At 67.9% G+C, this 20,338-nt stretch carries 16 protein-coding genes, 1 tRNA gene and 1 other RNA gene; 9 read left to right on the top strand and 9 right to left on the bottom strand.

Going from position 1 to position 20,338, the window contains the following annotated elements; genetic code table 11:
* Positions 1–58: 58 nt before the first annotated feature.
* The 4 genes from QSJ19_RS15690 to ffs form a co-directional block, all read right to left on the bottom strand.
* A complete protein-coding gene (locus tag QSJ19_RS15690) occupies positions 59–2,467 on the bottom strand; it encodes a DNA polymerase III subunit gamma and tau (RefSeq protein ID WP_286321728.1) in 2,409 nt (802 codons plus the stop codon).
* A gap of 147 nt (positions 2,468–2,614) precedes the next feature.
* Positions 2,615–3,895 (bottom strand): glycosyltransferase 87 family protein, encoded by a 1,281-nt coding sequence (locus QSJ19_RS15685; protein WP_286321725.1) that lies wholly within the window; start codon positions 3,893–3,895, stop codon positions 2,615–2,617.
* Between the two features lie 33 nt (positions 3,896–3,928).
* On the bottom strand, positions 3,929–5,206 hold the full coding sequence (locus tag QSJ19_RS15680) for an aspartate aminotransferase type Ic (protein ID WP_286321723.1): 1,278 nt from the start codon (positions 5,204–5,206) through the stop codon (positions 3,929–3,931).
* Positions 5,207–5,278: 72 nt separating this feature from the next.
* Positions 5,279–5,373, bottom strand: an RNA gene (gene ffs / locus QSJ19_RS15675) — signal recognition particle sRNA small type.
* A 118-nt stretch (positions 5,374–5,491) separates the two neighbouring features.
* On the opposite strand from ffs, the gene QSJ19_RS15670 reads away from it, so the two are divergent.
* The 3 genes from QSJ19_RS15670 (at position 5,492) to QSJ19_RS15660 (ending at position 7,294) form a co-directional block, all read left to right on the top strand.
* Positions 5,492–5,580, top strand: a tRNA-Ser gene (locus QSJ19_RS15670).
* Positions 5,581–5,704: 124 nt separating this feature from the next.
* On the top strand, positions 5,705–6,448 hold the full coding sequence (locus tag QSJ19_RS15665; RefSeq protein WP_286321722.1) for a DUF6796 family protein: 744 nt from the start codon (positions 5,705–5,707) through the stop codon (positions 6,446–6,448).
* Positions 6,449–6,457: 9 nt separating this feature from the next.
* Positions 6,458–7,294 (top strand): NmrA/HSCARG family protein, encoded by an 837-nt coding sequence (locus tag QSJ19_RS15660; protein ID WP_286321721.1) that lies wholly within the window; start codon positions 6,458–6,460, stop codon positions 7,292–7,294.
* A gap of 9 nt (positions 7,295–7,303) precedes the next feature.
* Here QSJ19_RS15660 and QSJ19_RS15655 read toward each other — a convergent pair whose 3' ends face one another.
* Positions 7,304–8,422 (bottom strand): HtaA domain-containing protein, encoded by a 1,119-nt coding sequence (locus QSJ19_RS15655; RefSeq protein WP_286321719.1) that lies wholly within the window; start codon positions 8,420–8,422, stop codon positions 7,304–7,306.
* Between the two features lie 193 nt (positions 8,423–8,615).
* Here QSJ19_RS15655 and QSJ19_RS15650 point away from each other — a divergent pair, with 193 nt between their 5' ends.
* Positions 8,616–10,007, top strand: coding sequence for an acyl-CoA synthetase (locus QSJ19_RS15650; protein ID WP_286321717.1), 1,392 nt, complete (start codon positions 8,616–8,618; stop codon positions 10,005–10,007).
* A gap of 150 nt (positions 10,008–10,157) precedes the next feature.
* Here QSJ19_RS15650 and QSJ19_RS15645 read toward each other — a convergent pair whose 3' ends face one another.
* Positions 10,158–11,072: a hydroxymethylglutaryl-CoA lyase gene (locus QSJ19_RS15645; RefSeq protein WP_286321715.1), complete on the bottom strand. Its 915-nt coding sequence runs from the start codon at positions 11,070–11,072 to the stop codon at positions 10,158–10,160.
* Positions 11,073–11,283: 211 nt separating this feature from the next.
* On the opposite strand from QSJ19_RS15645, the gene QSJ19_RS26990 reads away from it, so the two are divergent.
* Complete coding sequence (locus QSJ19_RS26990; protein WP_502876199.1) at positions 11,284–11,586, top strand: helix-turn-helix domain-containing protein; 303 nt, start codon at positions 11,284–11,286, stop codon at positions 11,584–11,586.
* A 275-nt stretch (positions 11,587–11,861) separates the two neighbouring features.
* Positions 11,862–12,686, top strand: a complete 825-nt coding sequence (locus QSJ19_RS15635) for an alpha/beta fold hydrolase (protein ID WP_286321712.1) — start codon at positions 11,862–11,864, stop codon at positions 12,684–12,686.
* A 40-nt stretch (positions 12,687–12,726) separates the two neighbouring features.
* Here the strand turns inward: QSJ19_RS15635 and QSJ19_RS15630 are convergent, their stop codons facing one another.
* Entirely contained in the window at positions 12,727–13,350 is a 624-nt protein-coding gene (locus QSJ19_RS15630; protein ID WP_286321711.1) for a hypothetical protein, read from the bottom strand.
* Positions 13,351–13,857: 507 nt separating this feature from the next.
* Here QSJ19_RS15630 and QSJ19_RS15625 point away from each other — a divergent pair.
* Genes QSJ19_RS15625 through QSJ19_RS15615 form a run of 3 tightly spaced genes read left to right on the top strand, consistent with a single transcriptional unit; the run spans position 13,858 to position 18,073 of the window.
* The gene (locus QSJ19_RS15625; RefSeq protein WP_286321709.1) at positions 13,858–15,630 is read left to right on the top strand and encodes an ABC transporter ATP-binding protein; all 1,773 of its coding nucleotides are present in this window, start codon (positions 13,858–13,860) and stop codon (positions 15,628–15,630) included.
* The gene (locus QSJ19_RS15620; RefSeq protein WP_502876195.1) at positions 15,605–17,497 is read left to right on the top strand and encodes an ABC transporter ATP-binding protein; all 1,893 of its coding nucleotides are present in this window, start codon (positions 15,605–15,607) and stop codon (positions 17,495–17,497) included. Before QSJ19_RS15625 ends, QSJ19_RS15620 begins: the two co-directional genes overlap by 26 nt.
* A 3-nt stretch (positions 17,498–17,500) precedes the next feature.
* Entirely contained in the window at positions 17,501–18,073 is a 573-nt protein-coding gene (locus QSJ19_RS15615; RefSeq protein ID WP_286321706.1) for a GNAT family N-acetyltransferase, read from the top strand.
* Between the two features lie 23 nt (positions 18,074–18,096).
* Here QSJ19_RS15615 and QSJ19_RS15610 read toward each other — a convergent pair whose 3' ends face one another.
* Together QSJ19_RS15610 and QSJ19_RS15605 are read right to left on the bottom strand one after the other, a co-directional pair.
* Complete coding sequence (locus QSJ19_RS15610; protein WP_286321802.1) at positions 18,097–18,825, bottom strand: DUF429 domain-containing protein; 729 nt, start codon at positions 18,823–18,825, stop codon at positions 18,097–18,099.
* A gap of 177 nt (positions 18,826–19,002) precedes the next feature.
* Positions 19,003–20,304, bottom strand: coding sequence for a TrpB-like pyridoxal phosphate-dependent enzyme (locus tag QSJ19_RS15605; protein ID WP_286321704.1), 1,302 nt, complete (start codon positions 20,302–20,304; stop codon positions 19,003–19,005).
* Between the last annotated feature and the right edge of the window lie 34 nt (positions 20,305–20,338).

Here is a 20,338-nt window from a genome sequence, read left to right as displayed (position 1 = left end):
CCCGATTTCGTAGTACGAACACGCGTTACCCGCGTGTTCGTACTACAGAATCGAACGCCTACTCGAGCGGCCGCGCACCCAGCTCCGCCTTGAGCAGTTCCAGCGCGACCTGATCGGGGTCGAGTCGTCGTTCCGGTGAGCCGGTCTGCGCGTCGGCGACCATCTCATCCCGCTCGGCGTCGGTCAGTTCCTCGTCGGATCGCGGCGGCTCGGGTTCCTCGGGTTCCGACGGCGGCTCCGGCGGCGGGGCGGCCGCCGTCCCCGGCTGATCACGCCCACGGCTGGGCCGCGAATACGACGGGCGCTTCGGCGGCTGACGGGTCGCCTGCTTGTCGGCGGGACCGCGCTGCGGCGCGGTCTGCACGGCGGGACCGGTGGCATGGACGACCCGCACATCGAATCCCGGACCGAACACATCGTTCACCGCGGCACGGAGATTCCCCGCGTGCTCCTTGCCCAGACGGTTGACGAGCATCTCGGTGGAATGACCGAACACGATGGTCTGCCCGTCCACGCCCTGGATCGACGCGCCGGACAGCATCACCTCGAGCACCGGAGTGATCCCGCGGGCCGCCGCACGGATGTCGGGCCAGCGCGCCTCGACGTCGGCCACCGCCAGACCCGCTGAAGGCTCCGGTTCCGGCTCCGGTTCGTCGACGACCCGCGCAGGCCCCGACGAGACAATCGGATCGTCGTAGGGCGCATCGTCGGTCGGGCCGTCGGGCAGCGGGATGTCGTCGTCGTAGGCGGAGACCGGTTCCGGCTCGCGCTGCGCGGAAACCCGGGCGGGTGGCTGCGGTGAGGTCGGTGTGCGGCCCGCACGGTCGACGGGGGCGCTCTTCGGCGCCGCGGGCTCCGGGGGTGCAGTCGCCGCGGCCTTCTCCTCAGGCGCCGCCGGTGTGTCCGACTCGGGCACAGACGTTTCTGTCGGCGACGCCGGCGAAGGCGTCGGCTCGGGTTCGGACGCAGCCGCGGGAAGCGGCGGCGTAACCGGTTGGACCGCAGTCGGTTCCGGCGCGGTGGGTTCAGTCACGGTCGATTGCGGCGCGGTCGGTTGCGGCGCGGTCGGTTGCGGCGCCGACGGTTGCGGCGCCGACGGTTCCGGCGCAGTCGGTTCCGGCGCAGTCGGTTCCGGCGCGGTCGGTTCCGGCGATGGGGGTGTCGACTCCGCGGCCCGGGTGGCCTCCTCGACAGCCTTGCGCTGCGACGGCCGCACGAACTTGGGCGGCGCCTCGGGTTCCGCCGACGGTGGGCGTGGGCCGACGACCGCACCGGCGGTCGTCGTTTCGGCTGTTCGCGTCGACGTCACCGACCTCACGACACCGGACTCGAGGCGTTCGAGGCGCTGCAGGAGCGCGGAGTCCTCGATCGAGGCCGCCGGCAGCAACATACGGGCACACATCACCTCGAGCAGCAGGCGCGGCGACGTCGTGCCCCGCATCTCGCCGAGCGCGGCATGGACGGTCTCGGCGAACCGGGTCAGCGATGCGGGACCGAGTTTCTCGATCTGCGCCTGCATCCGTTGCAGCTGATCACCCGGCGCCTCGACGAGTCCTCGATCGGCGGCATCCGGAACTGCTTGCAGCAGAATGAGATCCCGCAGACGCTCGAGCAGGTCGACCGCGAATCGCCGGGGGTCGTGTCCGGCGTCGACGACCCTCTCCACGGTGCCGAACAGGCGCGAACCGTCGGCCTCGGCGAGCGCGTCGATGGCCTCGTCGATCAGGGCGATGTCGGTGACGCCCAGCAACGCGAGGGCACGGTCGTAGGTGACGCCCTCCTCACCGGCCCCGGCCAGCAGCTGATCGAGGATGCTGAGCGAGTCACGCGGAGAGCCGCCGCCGGCGCGGATGACGAGTGGATAGACGTCGGGCGCGACCGTGACGTGCTCGCTGGCACAGATCTTCTCGAGCAGCCCGCGCATCACCGGCGGAGCCAGCAGCCGGAACGGATAGTGGTGCGTCCGCGAACGGATGGTCGGCAGCACCTTCTCGGGTTCGGTCGTCGCGAACACGAAGATGAGATGTTCCGGCGGCTCCTCCACGATCTTGAGCAACGCGTTGAAGCCGGCGTTGGTGACCATGTGCGCCTCGTCGACGATGAAGACGCGGTAGCGGGACTCCGAGGGCGCATAGAACGCCCGGTCGCGCAGTTCGCGGGTGTCGTCGACGCCACCGTGACTGGCTGCGTCGAGCTCGATGACGTCGAGGTTGCCGGCACCGCCCGGTGCCAACGCCGTGCAGGACGAGCAGACGCCGCAGGGCGTCGAGGTGGGTCCCTCGACACAGTTGAGGGAGCGGGCGAGGATGCGCGCCGACGACGTCTTGCCGCAGCCGCGTGGGCCGGAGAAGAGGTAGGCGTGATTGATCCGACCGGAGTCCAACGCGCGACTCAACGGGTCGGTGACATGCTCTTGGCCGACGACGTCGGCGAACGTACCCGGACGATAGGTGCGATACAGAGCCACGCGTCGAGAGTACCGGCGATCTCCGACAGCCGGACCGCTCCCCCACAGGCCTGTTCATCGTCACCGCGCGACGGCAATCACATGGAGGACTGTCGTCCACGGTGGTTGTTGCCCATGTGGATGGGCATTCCCCATGTGGACGGCCGGTCACGGCAGCCGGTCGGACCTATCGAGTGTCTCGGGCGCCGTCCGCTCACGTCGTCGCAGCACCGCGATGGTCGCGATGCTCGCCGCCAGGAACACCACGTTGTACGGGTAATAGGTGAACCACTGCAGCCCGACGATCCCGGTCTTGAAGAACAGTCCGGTCAGGTAGGCGTCCGGCACCGTCTTGTTCACGAACCAGATCGGATAGGCCAGATAACTCCGCCACGAGAACGCGACGAGGATCAGCCCGACGAGTCCACCGGCGACCCAGCAGTGGCGGACCCAACCGATCCTCGGGGTCATCAGCCAGTGCACCCCGATCACCATGAGCGGCACGAACCAGACCCAGTGGTGGCCCCACGACATCGGCGACACCGCGCAGGAGGTCAGTCCGACGAGGGTGATCGCCAGCAGCTCCTGGCCGTGTCTGCTGGCCAGCGTCGCCGCGTACATGCCCAGCGCCAGCGCCGCGAGGGCGAGGGCGAGCCACGCGAAGCCGTTCGGGTCGTCGGAGTGCAGGAGATTGGCGAGGAGTCCGCGGATCGACTGGTTGCCGGGTGTCTGCGGGGCCCCCACCCGGTCCGAGTCGAACAGCTTGCCCGTCCAGTACGACCATGACTCGCGCGGCAACAGCACCAGGCCGATCGCCAGTGTCGCCACGAACGATGCGATGACACCGGTCAGCGTCCGCCACTGCCGTACCAGGGCGAGGTAGAGGACGAAGATCAGTGGGGTCAGTTTGATACCCGCCGCGATGCCCACACCGATACCGCGCAGGCGGCTGTCCTCGGGCCGGGTGAGATCGGCGACGATGACGAGCAAGAGGAACACGTTGATCTGGCCGTACCAGATGGTGGTGCGCACGGGTTCGAGCAGCAACGACACGGCGACCAGTGACAAGGCGATGATCCGCAACTGCCACGTCGGCGTTCTGCCGAGACTCCGGAAGCTCACCATGACGACGAGATACAGCGCGAGGAAGATACCCGCGGTCCAGATGATGCGCGCCGACTCGAACGACACCCACGCGAACGGGGTGAACAGCAGGATCGAGATCGGCGCGTAGGTGTAGTCCATCTGGCCGAGCAGTTTGGCGTCGTACAGGCTGCCGCCGTCGAGCACTGTCTGCGCACCTGATCGGTAGACGTCGAGGTCGAGCTGATTGTCGAACAGACCCCAGAACGGGGTGCTGTACGGGACGACGACGTTCTGCAGCCAGATCGCGAGGATGCCGAGAAGCGCGAAGCCCACGGCGACCAGCGCCGGCCGCGCCTTCCTCACGCTCGTTCGGTTGTCACGGTCACACGCTCGGTGTCAGGAGTCGCGGGAGGCCAGCAGGGTTTCCGACGCGGCAAGCAGCACACAGGTGGCGACGCCGTCCATCGCCTGACGGAGATCGTCGGTGGACGGGAACGTCGGGGCCAGCCGGATGTTGCGGTCGAACGGATCTTCCTTGTACGGGAAGGCCGATCCGGCGGCCGTCAGCGCGATTCCCGCTTCCTTGGCCAGCTCGATGACCCGTCGCGCGGTTCCGTCGATGACGTCGAGATTGATGAAGTAGCCGCCTTCGGGTTCCGACCACGCGGCGACCTTGGAGTCGGCGAGCCGGTCGGCCAGGATGTCGAGAACGAGACGGAACTTCGGCGCGAGGATCTCACGATGACGGGCCATGTGGGCGCGCACACCGTCGGCGTCACCGAAGAACTTGCTGTGGCGGAGCTGATTGACCTTGTCCGGGCCGATGGTCGTGAACGACAGGTGGTGCGTGAACCAGTCGAGGTTCTCCTTCGATGATCCGAAGAACGCGACGCCGGCACCGGCAAACGTGATCTTCGACGTCGAGCCGAGCACGAACACACGGTTCGGGTTACCCGCCGCGGCCGCCATCTCGAGAACCGGCAGCGGTGCCGGCGGCGCGTCGACCAGGGTGTGCACCGCGTAGGCGTTATCCCAGTAGATCCGGAAGTCGTCGGCGGCCGGCATCTCCAGCAGCGCCCGGGTGACGTCCTCGGTGAAGGTGACACCGGTCGGGTTGGAGTAGGTGGGCACCGCCCACATCCCCTTGATGCTCGGGTCGTCGGCGGTCAGCGCGGCGCAGGCGTCGACATCGGGCCCGTTGGGCAGCATCGGTACCGGGATCATCTCGATGCCGTAGGTCTCGGTGATCGCGAAGTGCCGGTCGTACCCCGGCGCCGGGCACAGGAACTTGACCGCACCCGCACCCCAGGGCCGGTCGGAGTCGACGGTTCCGGACAGCAGCGAGAACACCGTCAGGTCGTGCATCATCTCGAGGCTGGAGTTGCCGAACGCGATGAGGTTCTCCGGCTCGACGGCCAGGAGTTCACCGAAGATCGAGCGCAGCTCGGGCAGACCGGAGACGCCGCCGTAGTTGCGGGTGTCGGTGCCTGCCGCGTCCCGGAACTCCTCGCCCGGCAACGACAGCAGTGCGTTCGACAGGTCGAGCTGCTCCGGCGCGGGCTTGCCGCGCGTGAGGTCCAGCTTGAGGCCCGCCGCGCACAGCGCGTCGTAGAGCGCTTGGAGTTCGGATCGGGTTTCGCGGAGCTGGTCGGCACTCATCGAGTGAAAGTTCAACGCGGGGACCTCTCCGGTGACACCGGCATCGGCGTGCGGTGGCGCTCAGAAGCTGGGTACTGGTTATCAAGTGGTAGGGGACCCCGCGCACCCGAGAGAGCCCGTTGACCCTTGCTGCCTTCCGGCCCTGGGGGAGTTCACAGGATGCACGCCGCGCGGGATCCGCCGTCAAGTGTAGCGGCACGGTCCCGCAGATCGACAAACCGGTGGTCGCGACCACCCCGACCGACCCCGACGGCGGCCGTTTTGGGTCCGGGCGCCTCGGACCGTTATCATCGCCGGGTTGGAGGATTCGCCTAGTGGCCTATGGCGCTCGCCTGGAACGCGGGTTGGGTTAACAGCCCTCAGGGGTTCGAATCCCCTATCCTCCGCCAACCGAGATCCGCGGTCGTTCGTCTCCCGTTCGGGAGGAACGGTCGCGGATTCGTCTGTTCCGGCCCTGTCGCCGGGCCCCTACGCCGAGTTAGGGTGGCCTTACTTCGACACGAGGGAGGCACCGTGGCCCTGACCACCACCATCCGTTCCGTCGTTCGACGCACCACCGCGCCGACCGCCGCCGCACTCGCCGGAGCAGCAGCATCGGCGTCCTTCGCCGTCGGTGACGTGCTGATGCTCGGCAGGCGGGTGGGGCCGGAGGATCGACGTCTGCTCCGGGAGGAGCCCGACCTCAACGACGCCGCGGGCACGCTCATGGCCGTGTCCTCCGATCGCCTGCGGGCGGGAGGGCTCGCCGGAGCGCTGGCAGCCCCCTTACATGTGGTGTCGGCGTGGAGTCTGTACGACGGCCTCAGCCCGTCATCGTCGCGTCGGGCAGCCCGAATCGCGGGAACCTATGCCGCCGCGATGGCGTGGGCCGGCTACATCCACGGCACCTTCTATCCGTGGGGTGCCACGTTCGCGGCGGCCGATCGGGCTGAACCGGGGACACCACAGCGGGCCGAACTGCTTGCCGACGCCCGTCGCGTCGAACGGTCCATCGAGATCCCGTACGCCGCATTCGGGATCACCGTCGCGGCGGTGGCGGTCGAGACCGCCGTCGTGGTCGCGTCCGGCGGCAGCCGATTCCCGCGCTGGACAGCACCATTCGTCACACCGATGCTGCCGTCGGTGCTCATCGTGGCGGGCGCACGCACCCTGCCCGATCAACCCCGACACGTGATCAACGGCGCGGGACTGAGCCTCGGCATGCTGGCCGCCAACGTGGTCGCCGCGGCCACTCGACGACCAGGCGCGGTTCACTAGGGTGGGGTCATGACCCATGCAGTTCTCGGAGCAACCGGAGGCCAGGGCGGCGCGGTGGTGACGGCGCTGCTCGAGGCCGATCGTCCCGTCCGTGCCGTCGTCCGCGATCCCGACTCCAAACGTGCGCGTGAACTCCACACTCGCGGTGTCGAGTTGGTCGTGGGTGACATGGTCTCCGGCGACGGTCTCGCAGAAGCATTCGCCGACAGCAGCGGGGTGTTCGCGTTCACCACGCCGTTCGAGTCGGGGGTCGACGCCGAGGTCACGCAGGGACAGGCGATCATCGACGCAGCGTCTGCCGCCCGCGTGCCCTACCTGGTGTTCTCGTCGGTCGCGAGCGCAGATCGCGGGACTGGTGTACCGCACTTCGACAGTAAATACCGGGTCGAACAACTGCTATCCGGATCGGACGTGCCGCACACCGTCGTCGGCCCGACGTATTTCTACGACAACCTCCTCGGCGGTGCGGACGCGTTGTCGGCGGGGGTCATGCCGATCGCGATGCCGGCCGACTCCTTGCTACAACAGGTGTCGCGTCGGGATCTCGGTCGTTTCGTCGCGGGACTGTTCGCCGCCCCGCAGGAACACCTGGGCGAACGCATCGACATCGCCTCCGACGCCGTCACCCCTGATCAGATGGCCACCACCCTGTCGTCGGTGCTCGAACGCGACGTACGCGCGGAATCCTATGATCCCGAACGGATCTCGTCACCCGACATGCGCGCGATGTTCGAGTTCCTCGGGGCCGGTGGCTACGACGTCGACATCGCGGCCCTGCAGGCACGCTTCCCGGATGTGGGGTGGCAGTCGTTCGCCGACTGGGCGGCGGTGCAATTCGGGTCGTGAGCGATCCCCTCAGGCGGACGGGATGCGGAGTCGCAGTGGCGATGCCGTCCCGGTGCTCAGTAGAGCCAGACTCTCCGGTGTGATGCCGGGCCGGAATCGCACAGGGGCGCCGACGATGTCGTGCACCCCGTCGACGCTGCGTTCCCTGTCGGCGGCGCGCAGGTGCACATCGGCGATGTCGACACGGCGCTGAGCGTCGGTGCCGTTGGTGTTCGACGTCGACGTCCGCATGCTCAGCACTCCGCGACCGGCGGTCACGCGGACGATCGGATCCGACAAGGCGATCTCGACGAGGTGGAATCGGCTGAATGCGACGACCGTCCCGCGATACCGCAGTGTCCCGGCGCCGTTCCGGACGGTGGATTCCGCCAGCGTGAACGTCATCGCACCGGAGTCGTCGATGCCGGCGCCATCAGTTCCGTAGACGCCACCCTGGGCGTCCTCGGTGACGGTGCGATGGAAGGCGGGCGAATAGGCCCAGACGAGGTCGCGCGGCGCCGGAGAAGGGGTGTTCGGTCCCGGCCGCGTGGAGTAGTTCACCGGAATGGACAGCTCCTGCGCAGCGTTGACCGCGCCGGCGGCACCGTAGGTGTAGACGCCGTAGCGGGCGCCCGTCGGGATCTGTGTCGGGGTGCTCGCGACGACGCGTGCGAGGAACGTCCCGTCAGCGTGCAGCGGCACCCATTGCTGTCGGATGGTGCGCCGCATGTCGAACGGGGCTGCGGGCACCTGCGCGAGCGCCGCGGGAGACAACACCCACTGCACCCCGAGTCTCGTTGCCGCACGCGCTGATTCCGGCGCTCCGCCGGACGGCATCCAGTCCGGCGCAAATGCGCCGAACGCGATGAAAGTGCCGTGGGGAACACCGGGCGGCACCGGGAGCGGCAGCCCCGATCGGTTGGTCGCGGGGTCGAATCCGCGCCCGCGGACGACGAGCGCGTCACCAGGATGGATCAGCGCCGATCCGACCGGGGTCACGCCGTCGGCGAGGTACACGTCGATGTGCGGGCGGGCGGTCGGCACCGCGTCAGCGGCTCCCGCGACGACGCCACCGGACACCACGGCCACGCCGAACACCGCCACGACCGCCGACAACCACGGGAACAGCGCCCTGCACACTCGCCTCATGACAGGCAGACTATGCCGACCGACAGCATCGGACGAGGGCCGAAAGGCCTGGGAGTCTTGGACAAGACCGGGGGTTTCTGTAATCACCCCGGCCTCTGGTTCAACAAGCGAGTTACAGCATCGCGTGAACGTGGCCCTCACCGTATCAGCCCGGGACCACGATCGACGAATCGTCGTCTGGAAAGCTGGAGGCGTGCTGTTCCCGACGCTCACCCCCAACGCACCCGATCTGTCCGACGCTGTCGTCGTCGGCGACGACCGGCTGTCCCGCGAGGATCTCGTCGGGGCGGCCACCGCCGTCGCCGAACGGATCGCCGGCGCCCGCACCCTCGCGGTCCTCGCCCGGCCGACCACGGACACCGTGCTCGCCATCGTCGGATGCCTCATCGCGGGTGTCGCCGCGGTGCCGGTCCCACCGGATTCGGGCGCGCGCGAACTCGACCACATCCTCGGCGACTCAGGCGCACAGGCCTGGCTGGGCGCCGCTCCCGACGACCCCTCGCTCCCGGTGATCCCGGTGCGCCGCTACGCGCGATCGTGGCATCGGCACCCGGAGCCTCCCGAGACGTCGACGGCACTGCTCCTGTACACGTCGGGAACGACCGGTCTGCCCAAAGGCGTGCCGATCACCCGCCGCTCGATCGCGGCCGGCCTCGACGCCCTCGCCGATGCCTGGCAGTGGACCGCCGACGACACCCTCGCGCACGGACTCCCGCTCTTCCATGTCCACGGGCTGATCCTGGGCGTGCTCGGCCCGCTGTGCCGCGGCGGACGCCTCGTCCACACGGTCAAGCCGTCGGCGGAGAACTACGCCGCGGCCGCCGACCGCGGTGCCTCGATGTTTTTCGGGGTGCCGACAGTCTGGGCCAGGGTGGGCGCCGATACCGCTGCGGCTCAACGACTGTCGTCGGCGCGCCTGCTCGTGTCCGGCAGCGCCCCGCTCCCGGTCCCGGTATTCGATCGCATCCGCGAGCTGACCGGACACGAGATCGTCGAACGGTACGGGATGACCGAGACCATGATCACCGTCAGCACCCGCGCCGACGGGGAACGACGACCGGGATGGGTCGGCCTGCCGCTGACCGGCGTCGAGACCCGGATCCGCGAGGACGACAACGATCTTCCGCACGACGGCGAGACTGTCGGCGACCTGCACGTCCGCGGTCCGATGATGTCGTCGGGATACCTGAACCAGCCGGAGAAATCCGCCGAATCATGGTTGCCCGACGGCTTCTTCGCGACGGGCGACGTCGCCGTCATCGGCGGGGACGGGATGCATCGCATCGTCGGGTGTCGGGCGACCGACCTGATCAAGTCCGGCGGTTTCCGCATCGGGGCCGGCGAGATCGAGACCGTGCTGCTCGGTCATCCCGCCGTCGCCGAGGTCGCGGTGATCGGCGTCCCCGATGATGACCTCGGGCAACGCATCGTCGCCTACATCGTCGGCGACCGCGTGCCTGACAGCGAGCTCATCGATCACGTGACCGCCGAGCTGTCACACCACAAGCGGCCCAGGGAGATCCGGTTCGTCGAGGCACTCCCCCGCAATGCCATGGGGAAGGTGCAGAAGAAGCTGCTGGACTGAGCAGCGCTCGTGTCCTTCGTCCCGGCGCGTGCGCCGCGTCGCCGCCCCGCATGAAAGTCACCAGAGCGCCACGGTAAGTGGATTATCCACTTATGGTCGCTCTGTCGTGTCCCTCATGCGGGTGGGTGTCAGCTGTCGCCGGCTCCCAGCTCAGCCCCCACCCGGGAAGCCGCCCGCATGCAGCACCATCGCGGGCAGGCGACGGCCGAAGACACCCTCGAGCCACACGCCGGCGTCTTGCAACGCCACCGTATCCAGTCCGTGCGAGACGCCTGTGCGGTCGAGGGCGTAGGCCAGGTCCTCCGTGGCGATGTTGCCGGTCGCGTTCGGCGCGAACGGGCATCCGCCGATGCCGCCGAGGCTGGCGTCGAGGATCGTGACACCGGCCTCGACAGCGGCGAGCGCGTTGGCGATACCGCAGCTACGGGTGTCGTGGAAGTGGGCACGCAGCGGCAGGCCCGACGGCACGAGGTCAGCTGCCACGGCGAACCGTTCGCGTACGTCCTTCGGCACCGCGACACCGATGGTATCGGCCAGCGACAGCTCGGTCGGTGCCTCCTCGAGCACCCGCCCGAGTATCGCGCGCAGCCGGTCGACGGGCACCTCACCCTCGAACGGACATCCGAACGCGACGGCGATGGTGAGGTTGGCGGTCACCCCCGCCTCCCTCGCTGTCCTGGCGATCCGGTGCCAGATCGCCACACCGCCGTCGATGTCGGTGCCCTGGTTACGATCGCTGAAGGTGTCGGTGCAGTGGACGACCGCGTTGATCTCGGTGACTCCGGCGTCGATCGCGCGATCGAGGCCTCGCTCGTTCAGAACCAATGCGCTGTAGGCGATCCCGTCGTCGGTGGGCAGCAGTTCGACGAGGGCTTCGGCATCGGCCATCGCGGGCACCTTGCGCGGATGGACGAAGCTCGTCACCTCGACACGCCGAGCACCGAAACCGACTGCGCGCCCGACAAGTTCACGCTTCTGCGCGGTCGTCAACTCGACCTTCTCGTTCTGCAGTCCATCTCGCGGAGCGACCTCGACGACGGTCACAGCAGGGCCGGTGGCAGTCATGGTTGTCAGCCTACCCAGCCCGCTGAGGACTCCGCGTCACCGTCATCGAGGCATGATCCAGGCAATGCAGCGAGTATCTCCCCGAGATCATCGGCCTGCTCCAGATGTCCACGCTCGACGAGACGGCGATCGACGTGCTCACCGCCATCTGGCACCGCACCGTGTACGGACCGGGGACCGCGAGCTGACCCTCGGCGCACGGCCCGAATAGATTCCAGAGCATGAGGACAGTACGGCCCACAGATCGAGCTCGCCGACGGATCGGCATCGTGGTGTTCGACGGGTCACCGATCACGTCCGCGGCAACCCGCACCTCCCACACACTGTCGGAAGCCTTGCGACACATGTCAACATCAGTGCACGCCACCTCACCCGGTTGTTCCGTGACGAACTCGGGACCACTCCGGCGGGCTTCGTCGCGACCACCCGATTCGAGGTCGCCCGCGATCGCCTGCTGTCGGGTCTCACCGTGGCCGAGGCTGCACGTGTCGCCGGCACGGCAGCGCAGAGGTGATGCGACGCGCATTCGTCACGCGTATCGGTATCTCGCCCCGCAACTACCAGCAACGCTTCGCGACGACACGTCCGGTCCTCGTCGACACCGACAGCGTGGCGGTCTGAACCTTCGGAGGTCACCGCTCGGTCGCAATCGTGGGGTTTGTGTCGCGAGAAGTGGGACACCCGGGCCGCTGTCTGCGGCACACTCGACTCTGTCGGTCCCGAATTGTCATCTGCGCGGGCCGACGCACCCATCCCTCACCGCATCTCATGACTCGAAGGAGTGCCAAAATGCCCACGATCACCACCCCCGACGGCGTCGAGATCTTCTACAAGGACTGGGGGACCGGCGAGCCCATCGTGTTCAGTCATGGGTGGCCGCTGTCCTCCGATGACTGGGACACGCAGATGATGTTCTTTCTCGACCACGGTTACCGGGTCGTCGCCCACGACCGTCGCGGTCACGGACGTTCGGCGCAGGTCGCCGACGGGCACGACATGGATCATTACGCCGACGATCTGGCCGCCGTCGTCACACATCTCGACCTCTCGGACGCCATCCACGTCGGTCACTCGACCGGTGGCGGCGAGGTCGCGCACTACCTTGCGCGGCACGGCCAGGACCGCGCCACCAAGGCCGTCCTGATCAGTTCCGTCCCGCCGATCATGGTCAAGACCGACGCGAACCCCGACGGCATTCCCAAGGAGGCGTTCGACGACATCCAGACGCAGGTGGCCACCCGACGCGCGGACTTCTTCCGCACCTTCGCCGAGGGACCGTTCTACGGATACAACCGCGACGGTGCAGAGCCGTCCGAAGGGGTGATCGCGAATTGGTGGCGTCAGGGCATGATGGGCGGCGCCAAGGCGCATTTCGATGGCGTCGTCGCGTTCTCGCAGACCGATTTCACCTCTGACCTGCAGTCGATCACCATCCCCACCCTGGTGTTGCACGGTGAGGACGATCAGGTGGTCCCGTACCAGAACACCGGTGTGCGCTCGGCCGAACTCCTGCCGAACAGCACTCTGAAGACCTATCCCGGATTCCCGCACGGTATGCCGACCACCGAGGCCGCGGTCATCAACGCCGACCTGCTCGAGTTCTTTCGTTCCTGACGGGTGGTGGTGGACGGCGCCGGGAGCGAAGCGACCGGTGTCACGGCGGGTCGCGTTGCAGAATCCACACGGTCGGCCCTCCGGTGACCGTGTAGTGCGTGCGCGGCGTCGTCCGCCATCGTCGCTCATAGGTGACGGCGAGTTGGGGATCGCTCGTCTGCACCACCACCGGCGCCCCACCGTCGTCGGCCATTGCGATGACCGGGTCCACGAGGTCGCCGAGTAGTCCGCGCCGCCGACAGTTTCGCTCGACGCCGGCGAAAACGATTCCCAGCGACGCTTCCGCAGGTGATGCGGATGTTTCCGCTGTCGCCATCTCCTCATATCGTTGCACGAAGCCGGGTATTCGTGTGACCATCTCGGCGGTGGTCCGTCTCAGGTCCTCCGGGTATTCGGTCTGACACCGGTTCGGCGGCGACCACAGAATAACGCCGCGCATTGTTCCGTCGTCCTCGACCAATCCGCGCGCACCGTCGGCGACATGTGCGGCAAACATCGAATCGGCCCACCATCGAATGACGTCGCCGTCCGGGCCGGCCCCGAGCAGCCAACGGTAGAGGGGTACCTCGGCTACCCCAGCAGCCAGAAGTGGCACTGCGAGATCACGGTCCTCCCAGCTCAGATCGCGTACCGATACGGATTCGACCCCGACTGCCGACGTCATCCGCGTTCACCGGACACATCGGTCCGCATCTGGGAAAAGACCTCCATTCCTGACTTCGTACCACACCGATGCGAATCACCACAATGGTATTCACGATCGGTTGGAATAGCGTTCATCCTCACACGCTGAGCTCACGCGGATATGTCGAAACAATTCTCTGAAAGCGTTGAGATCATATTCGTTCGAAATCTTCGTGAAATCGTTTTGTGTATGTACAGTGGGCCGCGTGATTCCATTCGCCCCGCTGCGGAGGAATTACAACAAATGTTGGATCCCAACCTCGAAGATAGGAGCAACCATGGCTGGAAGCATCGACCTCGAAGAGATCTTGGGCGCAGCTCTGAGCGATCTGATCACCGGTTCCCTCGACAGCGGAACCGGTGGCGGCACCACGGAGTAATTCTCCGACGCCATGTCAGTATTCGGCGAACCGTCCCGCGGAACTCCCCCGCGGGGCGGTTCGTCGGGTTTGCGACCTCGTCGACCGAAAGGAGCGCGTGGCCCGCGATGAACGACCTGTCCGTCACGGAGATCCGGATCCTCGGCCGGGTCATCGCGCGAGCGATCGGCCGACATCGCTCGACCACAGCGGCGTTCGTCGTCTGCCAGCTGGCGGCGGTGTTCACCACACTCGCGCAGCCTGCCCTGAACGCCCGCATCATCGATGACGGCATCCTACGCGGCGACGTCGACACCATCGCGCATCTCGCCGTGATCATGACGATCGTCGCCGTACTCAATCTTCTTGTCTCACTGGGCTCGACATACCTCGCCTCGCACATCTCCGCCTCCGCCGCCCGCGACCTCCGCACCCGGCTGCACACCACCGTCGCCGGATTCGGCGACACCGAGGCCACCCGGTTCGGCGTGCCGAGCCTGCTGACACGTTCCACCGGTGACGTCATCAACGTCCAGACATTCCTGTTCGCCTTCCTGACCATCACCGTGACCGCACCGCTGATGTTGATCGGCGCCACCGTGCTGTCGGTCGTCCAGGGTTGGCGGATGGCGCCGGTGGTCGCGGGAGCGGGCGTGCTGTTGGTCGTCGTCGTCGCCGTGATCGTGCGCCGGTTGCTCCCCCTGTCCGGACAGCTTCAGCGGTGCGTCGACGCGGTCAACCACACTGTCCGTGAACAGCTCTCCGGCGTACCCGTCATCCGGACGTTCCGGCGTGAGGCCACCGAGGTGGCGCGATTCGACTCGGTCAACACGCAGCTCACCGACATCTCGTTGCGCGCCGGACGCCTGCAGACCGCGCTGCTGCCTGTCGTCACGGTCATCGCGAACATGGCGACGATCGTCGTCGCAGGAGTCGGCGCCGTCCTCGTCGCCGGCGGCACGATGCAGATCGGCCAGATCGCCGCGTCGACCGGCTATCTCCTGCACCTCCTCGTCGCCGTGTCGATGCTCTCGGTCCTCGCCGGTGTCCTTCCGCGCGCGGTCGCCAGTGCGGCACGGATCGACGAGGTGCTGGGCACCAAGGCCTCCCGCACGAGGCTCTCGCCCTCTCGACACCCCGCGACCGCCGACCGGTCGACGGATTCGGCCACCATCGTCTTCGATTCGGTGACAGTGCATTTCGACGGCGCAGAGGCGCCCGCCGTCCGCGACGTCTCGCTGGCGTGTCCGGCCGGCCGCACCACCGGACTGATCGGCGGCACAGGCAGCGGCAAGTCCGCCCTCCTGTCGATGGCGATCCGACTGTCCGAGCCCACCGACGGGTGCGTTCGCTTCGACGGGACCGACGTCGCCGAACTCGGAACCGACTGGTTACGCGGCCGAACCGCCTTCGTCTCCCAAGGAACCGCGCTCATCGCCGGCACGATCGGTGACAACCTCCGTCTGGGCCGCGAGGACGCCTCCGACGACGACCTGTGGACCGCGCTGTCGATCGCCGCGGCGGAGGAGTTCGTCGCCACCCGCGCGGGCGGCCTGGACGCGCCGGTCGCCCAGGAGGGCCGCAACTTCTCCGGTGGTCAGCGTCAGCGCCTCGCACTGGCGCGGGCCATCGTGCGACGACCGATGGTGTACCTGCTCGACGATCCGTTCAGCGCTCTCGACGTGGACACCGAACAGGCGATCATCGCCGCACTCCGTGCAGCTCAACCCGGGGCGACCATCGTCATCGCCGCGCAACGTGTGTCGTCGGTCCGACACGCCGAGACGATCGCCGTGCTGGACGCGGGGCGGGTCACCGCGGTCGGCGACGACGACGCCTTGATGTCCGCCTCGCCGATCTATCGCGAGCTGGCCGATGCGCAGGCGGCGATCAGTGCCTGATCGGTCACCCGACGGCGCGCTCCGATGGCTGTTGCCCCAGGTGCGCCTGGGCCGAGTGCGCGGCGGTTGTGTATCCGTGCTGGCGCTGCTGGCCGCCTGCGGAACCGCCTGTGCCCCGGTCTTCTACGGACTGATCACCGACGTCATCGTCGACGGTGCCGACGGAGCCATGGCGTGGTCGTCCCTCTGGTGGTTGCTCGGCGCGCAGGTCGGCCTCTACGCCGCGGTGTTCGCCTGCACGTTCACCCAGAGCCGGTTGCTGAACACGGCAGTGCAACGCGCGGCATATCGCCTGCGTGCGGAGATCGAGCGCGCTGTGCACCGCCTGCCGATGCGCTACTTCGACTCCACCACACGCGGCGACCTGCTCAGCACGATGACGGTGAACACCGACAACGCCACGACCGTCGTCGGGCCGGTACTGGTGACGTTGCCGACGAGCCTGTTCAGCATCGTCACCGTCACGACCCTGCTGTTCATCCTGTCCCCGGTGCTCGCGGCGATCGCGGTCGCCGCGGCCCCGGTATCGGCGGTCATCGCCCTGCTGGTGGCACGCCGCGCCCGCCCACACCTGGTCGACCAGTGGACCACCACCGCGGCTCTCACCGGACATGTCGAGGAGGAACTGAGCGCACGTCGGATGATCAGCGCCTACGGTGCAGAAGAAGTGGCGGCTCGCCGATTCGAGGCGCTCAACGATCGGCTGTTCCGGTCGGTGCGCTCGGCACAGTGGTCGTCCGGAACCCTCGCGCCGCTGGTGACAACCGTCAACGCGCTGGTCTTCCTCGTCCTCGCCGTCGTCGGTGGACTCCAGGTCGTCGATGGTGCGCTGAGTCTCGGCGCGGCCCAGGCCGTGGTGCTGTTCGCCCAGCAGCTGAGCACAGCGCTGCGGGAGCTCGCGGGCTTCTATCCGCGCATCCAGTCCGGATCGGTGTCGGCGGGCCGGATTCGCGATCTTCTCGAGACACCCGCCGATGCGACGACATCGGAGGCACCTGCCGACTCCGGCGGCCAGGACGCCGCCGACCGTCGGCGGCATGGAGGCGGCCCGCCCGAGATCGTGTTCTCGTCGGTCGATTTCGGGTATCAGCCGGGTACGCCGGTGCTGCGGTCGGTCGACCTGATCCTGCTGCCCGGCACGACGACCGCGATCGTCGGTGCCACCGGTTCCGGCAAGACCACCCTCACCCGTCTGCTGCAGGGCTTCTACGCACCGGACGCCGGGCAGATCCTGATCGACGGCATCGACATCGCCCGCCTCGGCCCCGATCGGACCAGATCGTCGATGGCCGTGGTCACCCAGGAGCCCTGGCTGTTCCGCGGCACCATCCGCGACAACATCTCCTACGGAACGGATCCCGCCGGTGACCCTGGAGCGGACACTGCGGTGGCGGGTACCGCAGGAGCGGATATCACGGGGGACGACCCGGTGTCCCGGGCCGTCGCGGACGGGCATGTCGCCCAGATCATCGCCACGCTGCCCGACGGACTGGACACCGTCGTCGGCCCCGACGCCGACAACCTCAGCTCCGGTGAGAAACAACTCGTCACCGTCGCCCGCGCCATCGCCGCACAACCACGCATCCTCGTCCTCGACGAGGCGACCAGCGCCGCCGACCCGCGGACCGAACTCCTGATCCAGCAGGCCCTGCACCGCTTACGCAGCCAAACGACCACACTGCTGATCACCCACCGTCTGAGCACGGCGGCCCGGGCCGATCGTATCGTCGTCCTCGACGACGGCCTGGTCGTCGAAACCGGTTCTCACCAAGAACTGCTGGCCGCCGACGGCGTGTACGCGCGACGATGCCGGACCGATGGAGTACGCGGTTGCGTTGCGCGCGCCGCCCTCGCCGGTAATCCTTGACACATGGCGATCGAGGTACGCCCGGCGACGCGTTTCGCCGATGTCCGCACCATGGTCGGCCCGAAACGGCCCGACGCGAATGTCTGCTGGTGTCTCAGCTACCGGATTCCCAACAAGCTCAACCAGGAACTGGCCCGAGAGGCGCGTGGGGAGTACGTGAAGAAGCTGTGCCGCCGCACGCCGCCACCCGGGGTCCTCGCCTATGACGGCGACGAGGTGGTGGGCTGGGCGGCGGTCGCACCGCGCGCCGATACGACCTTCGCCGGCAACCGCAGGATCCCGCACGTCGATGATGTCGATGTCTGGTCGGTGTGGTGCATCCGCATCCGGCCCGGGCACCGCAAGCAGGGCATCTCCCATCCGCTGCTCGCCGGAGCCGTCGACTTCGCCCGTGACCGCGGCGCACCCGCCGTCGAAGGCTACCCGGTCGACAACAAGGGCGAGAAGGTCGACCTGACGATGGCGTACGTCGGTACCCGAAAGTTGTTCGAGGCGGCCGGCTTCCGCAAGGCAGCCGACACGACCTCGGTGCTCAACGGATTCCCGCGAGTGCTCATGCGACTGGATCTCGACTGATCGCGGTCCGCGAGCATCCGTGCTCAGACCAGCCCCGACAACGTCGTGTGCGGTACGTGAATCCAGCCCTCGCGCGCGGCGATCGGTCGGTCGGTGTCGTCGGGCAGGTGTGTCCCGCCCACGGCCGCAGCACGGGCGATCAGCCCCGTGATGACGGCGTCGAAGGCGTTGTCGTCGGTCATCAGCACCTCACGGTGCCCGGACACGTCCAGCCACGGTGCCTGCTCGGTCAGCGCGTCGCATGACGCCTGCAGCACCGAGCGCCGCGCTACACCTTTGTAGCCGCGTGACGTCAGACCCCACTCTTGCAGCGCGGCAGCCGGATACGCCTCGACCGCCCAACCGTCGACCCGATCGGTCACGCCGAGATCGGCGAGCAGGCCTGCAGCACGGAACGCCACATGCGCGATCTGATCGGCCGACACGCTCAGCGGCCGGCCCCGGCCCTGCTCGACGACGACGCGGTCGGTCCGCCGGTACGCCAGCAGACGGCGGTTCTCGATCCGATCGAGCTCCCGCCCGCGACCGAGGTCACCCTGCTGTTGTGCGACCACGAAATCCACGAAACCGTCAGGCCAACCGAATGGGGCGTCGATCCCGATCCGATCGGCACCGCGCGCCAGCTCGCGGATCTGCTCGTCATCGGCCGGCACCACCAGGCCGGTGAGCCGTGCAGCACCCGTTGACCATTCGACCGACGCCACCGCGGTGTGAGTCGGCGAGGCCGCAAGATCGACACCGACGGTGCGCATCACGGTCGGACCCTTCGTGACGCCCGCTCGTTCCTCGCGGGCTCCTCAGGGAGCAGGACGCGTGACGCCCGCTCGTACCTCGCGGCCTCCTCAGGGAGCACAATCAACCGATCCCCCGAGGAGCGAGCTTGCGAACAACCGGCCCCTGAGAAGCGAGCTTGCGAGCGTCACGAAGGGTCAGAACTTCCCGTCGAGGAATTCCGCGTACGCCGGCAGGTCGAGCTGACCGTGTCCGGACAGGCCGATGACCACGACCTGTTCTTCGTCGCTGTCGGCGACGTGCGCGGCGCAGGCGGCGATGGCATGGGTGGACTCGGGCGCCGGGACGATGCCCTGCGTCCGCGCGAACTGCACGCCTGCCGAGAAGGCGTCGTGCTGGCTGATCGCGGTGGCCTGGACGAGGCCCAGCTCGACCGTGTGACTCAGCGCGGGCGCCATGCCGTGGTAGCGCAGACCGCCGGCGTGGATCGGATCCGGGACGAAATCCGTACCGAGCGTGTGCATCTTGAGCAGCGGTGTCAGCCCGGCGACGTCGCCGTGATCGTAGCGGTACTCGCCCTGGGTGATGGACGGACATGCGGCCGGCTCCGCCGCGATCACCCGCGGGGTCGAGCGCTGATGGATCCTCTCCCGCAGGAACGGGAAGGACAGCCCGGCCAGGTTCGAACCGCCTCCTGCACAGCCGAACACGATGTCCGCGCCGCCGGGCTCGACGGCGTGCAACTGATCGACCGCCTCCTGCCCGATGACACTCTGATGCAGCACAACATGATTGAGGACACTGCCGAGCGCATACCGGGTGTCGGGGTCGCCGGCGGCCACCTCGACCGCCTCGCTGACAGCCATACCGAGGCTGCCGGTGGTGTCGGGGTCCTTGGCGAGGATCGCGCGACCGGACTCGGTCAGATCGGACGGCGACGGATGCAGCGTGCCGCCGTAGGTGCGGATCAGGTGCCCCCGGTACGGCTTCGAATCGTACGACGCGCGGACCTGCCAGACCTCGATGTCGATGCCGAACTGCGCACCGGCGAACGCGAGCGCACTCCCCCACTGGCCCGCTCCGGTCTCCGTCGTCAGCTTCCGCACTCCGTCGACGCTGTTGTAATAGGCCTGCGCGACTGCCGAATTGGTCTTGTGGCTGCCGACGGGGCTCACGCCTTCGTACTTGACGTAGATGCGGGCCTTGGTGTTGAGCGACTCCTCGAACCGTCGCGCCCGGATCAGCGGGGACGGCCGCCACATCCGATAGATCTCGCGCACCGGCTCCGGGATCTCGATGTAGGTCTCCGTCGACACCTCTTGCGCGATCAGGCCCGTCGGGAAGAGCGCGACGAGGTCGTCGGGGCCGACGGGTTCCTTGGTCCCGGGGTGCAGGTGAGGCGGGATCGGCTGATCGAGTTCGGCCGCGAGGTTGTACCAGTGGGTGGGCACACCGACGGTGACCAGATCGGGGTTGGTGGCGTCCACATTCATCGTCATGCGAACACCATAGCCAGACTTACGGCCGGCGATG

Source organism: Gordonia sp. ABSL11-1, from assembly GCF_030315685.1.
In the GTDB taxonomy this organism is placed as follows: Bacteria; Actinomycetota; Actinomycetes; order Mycobacteriales; family Mycobacteriaceae; genus Gordonia.
This window is presented reverse-complemented; position numbering and strand designations above follow the sequence as displayed.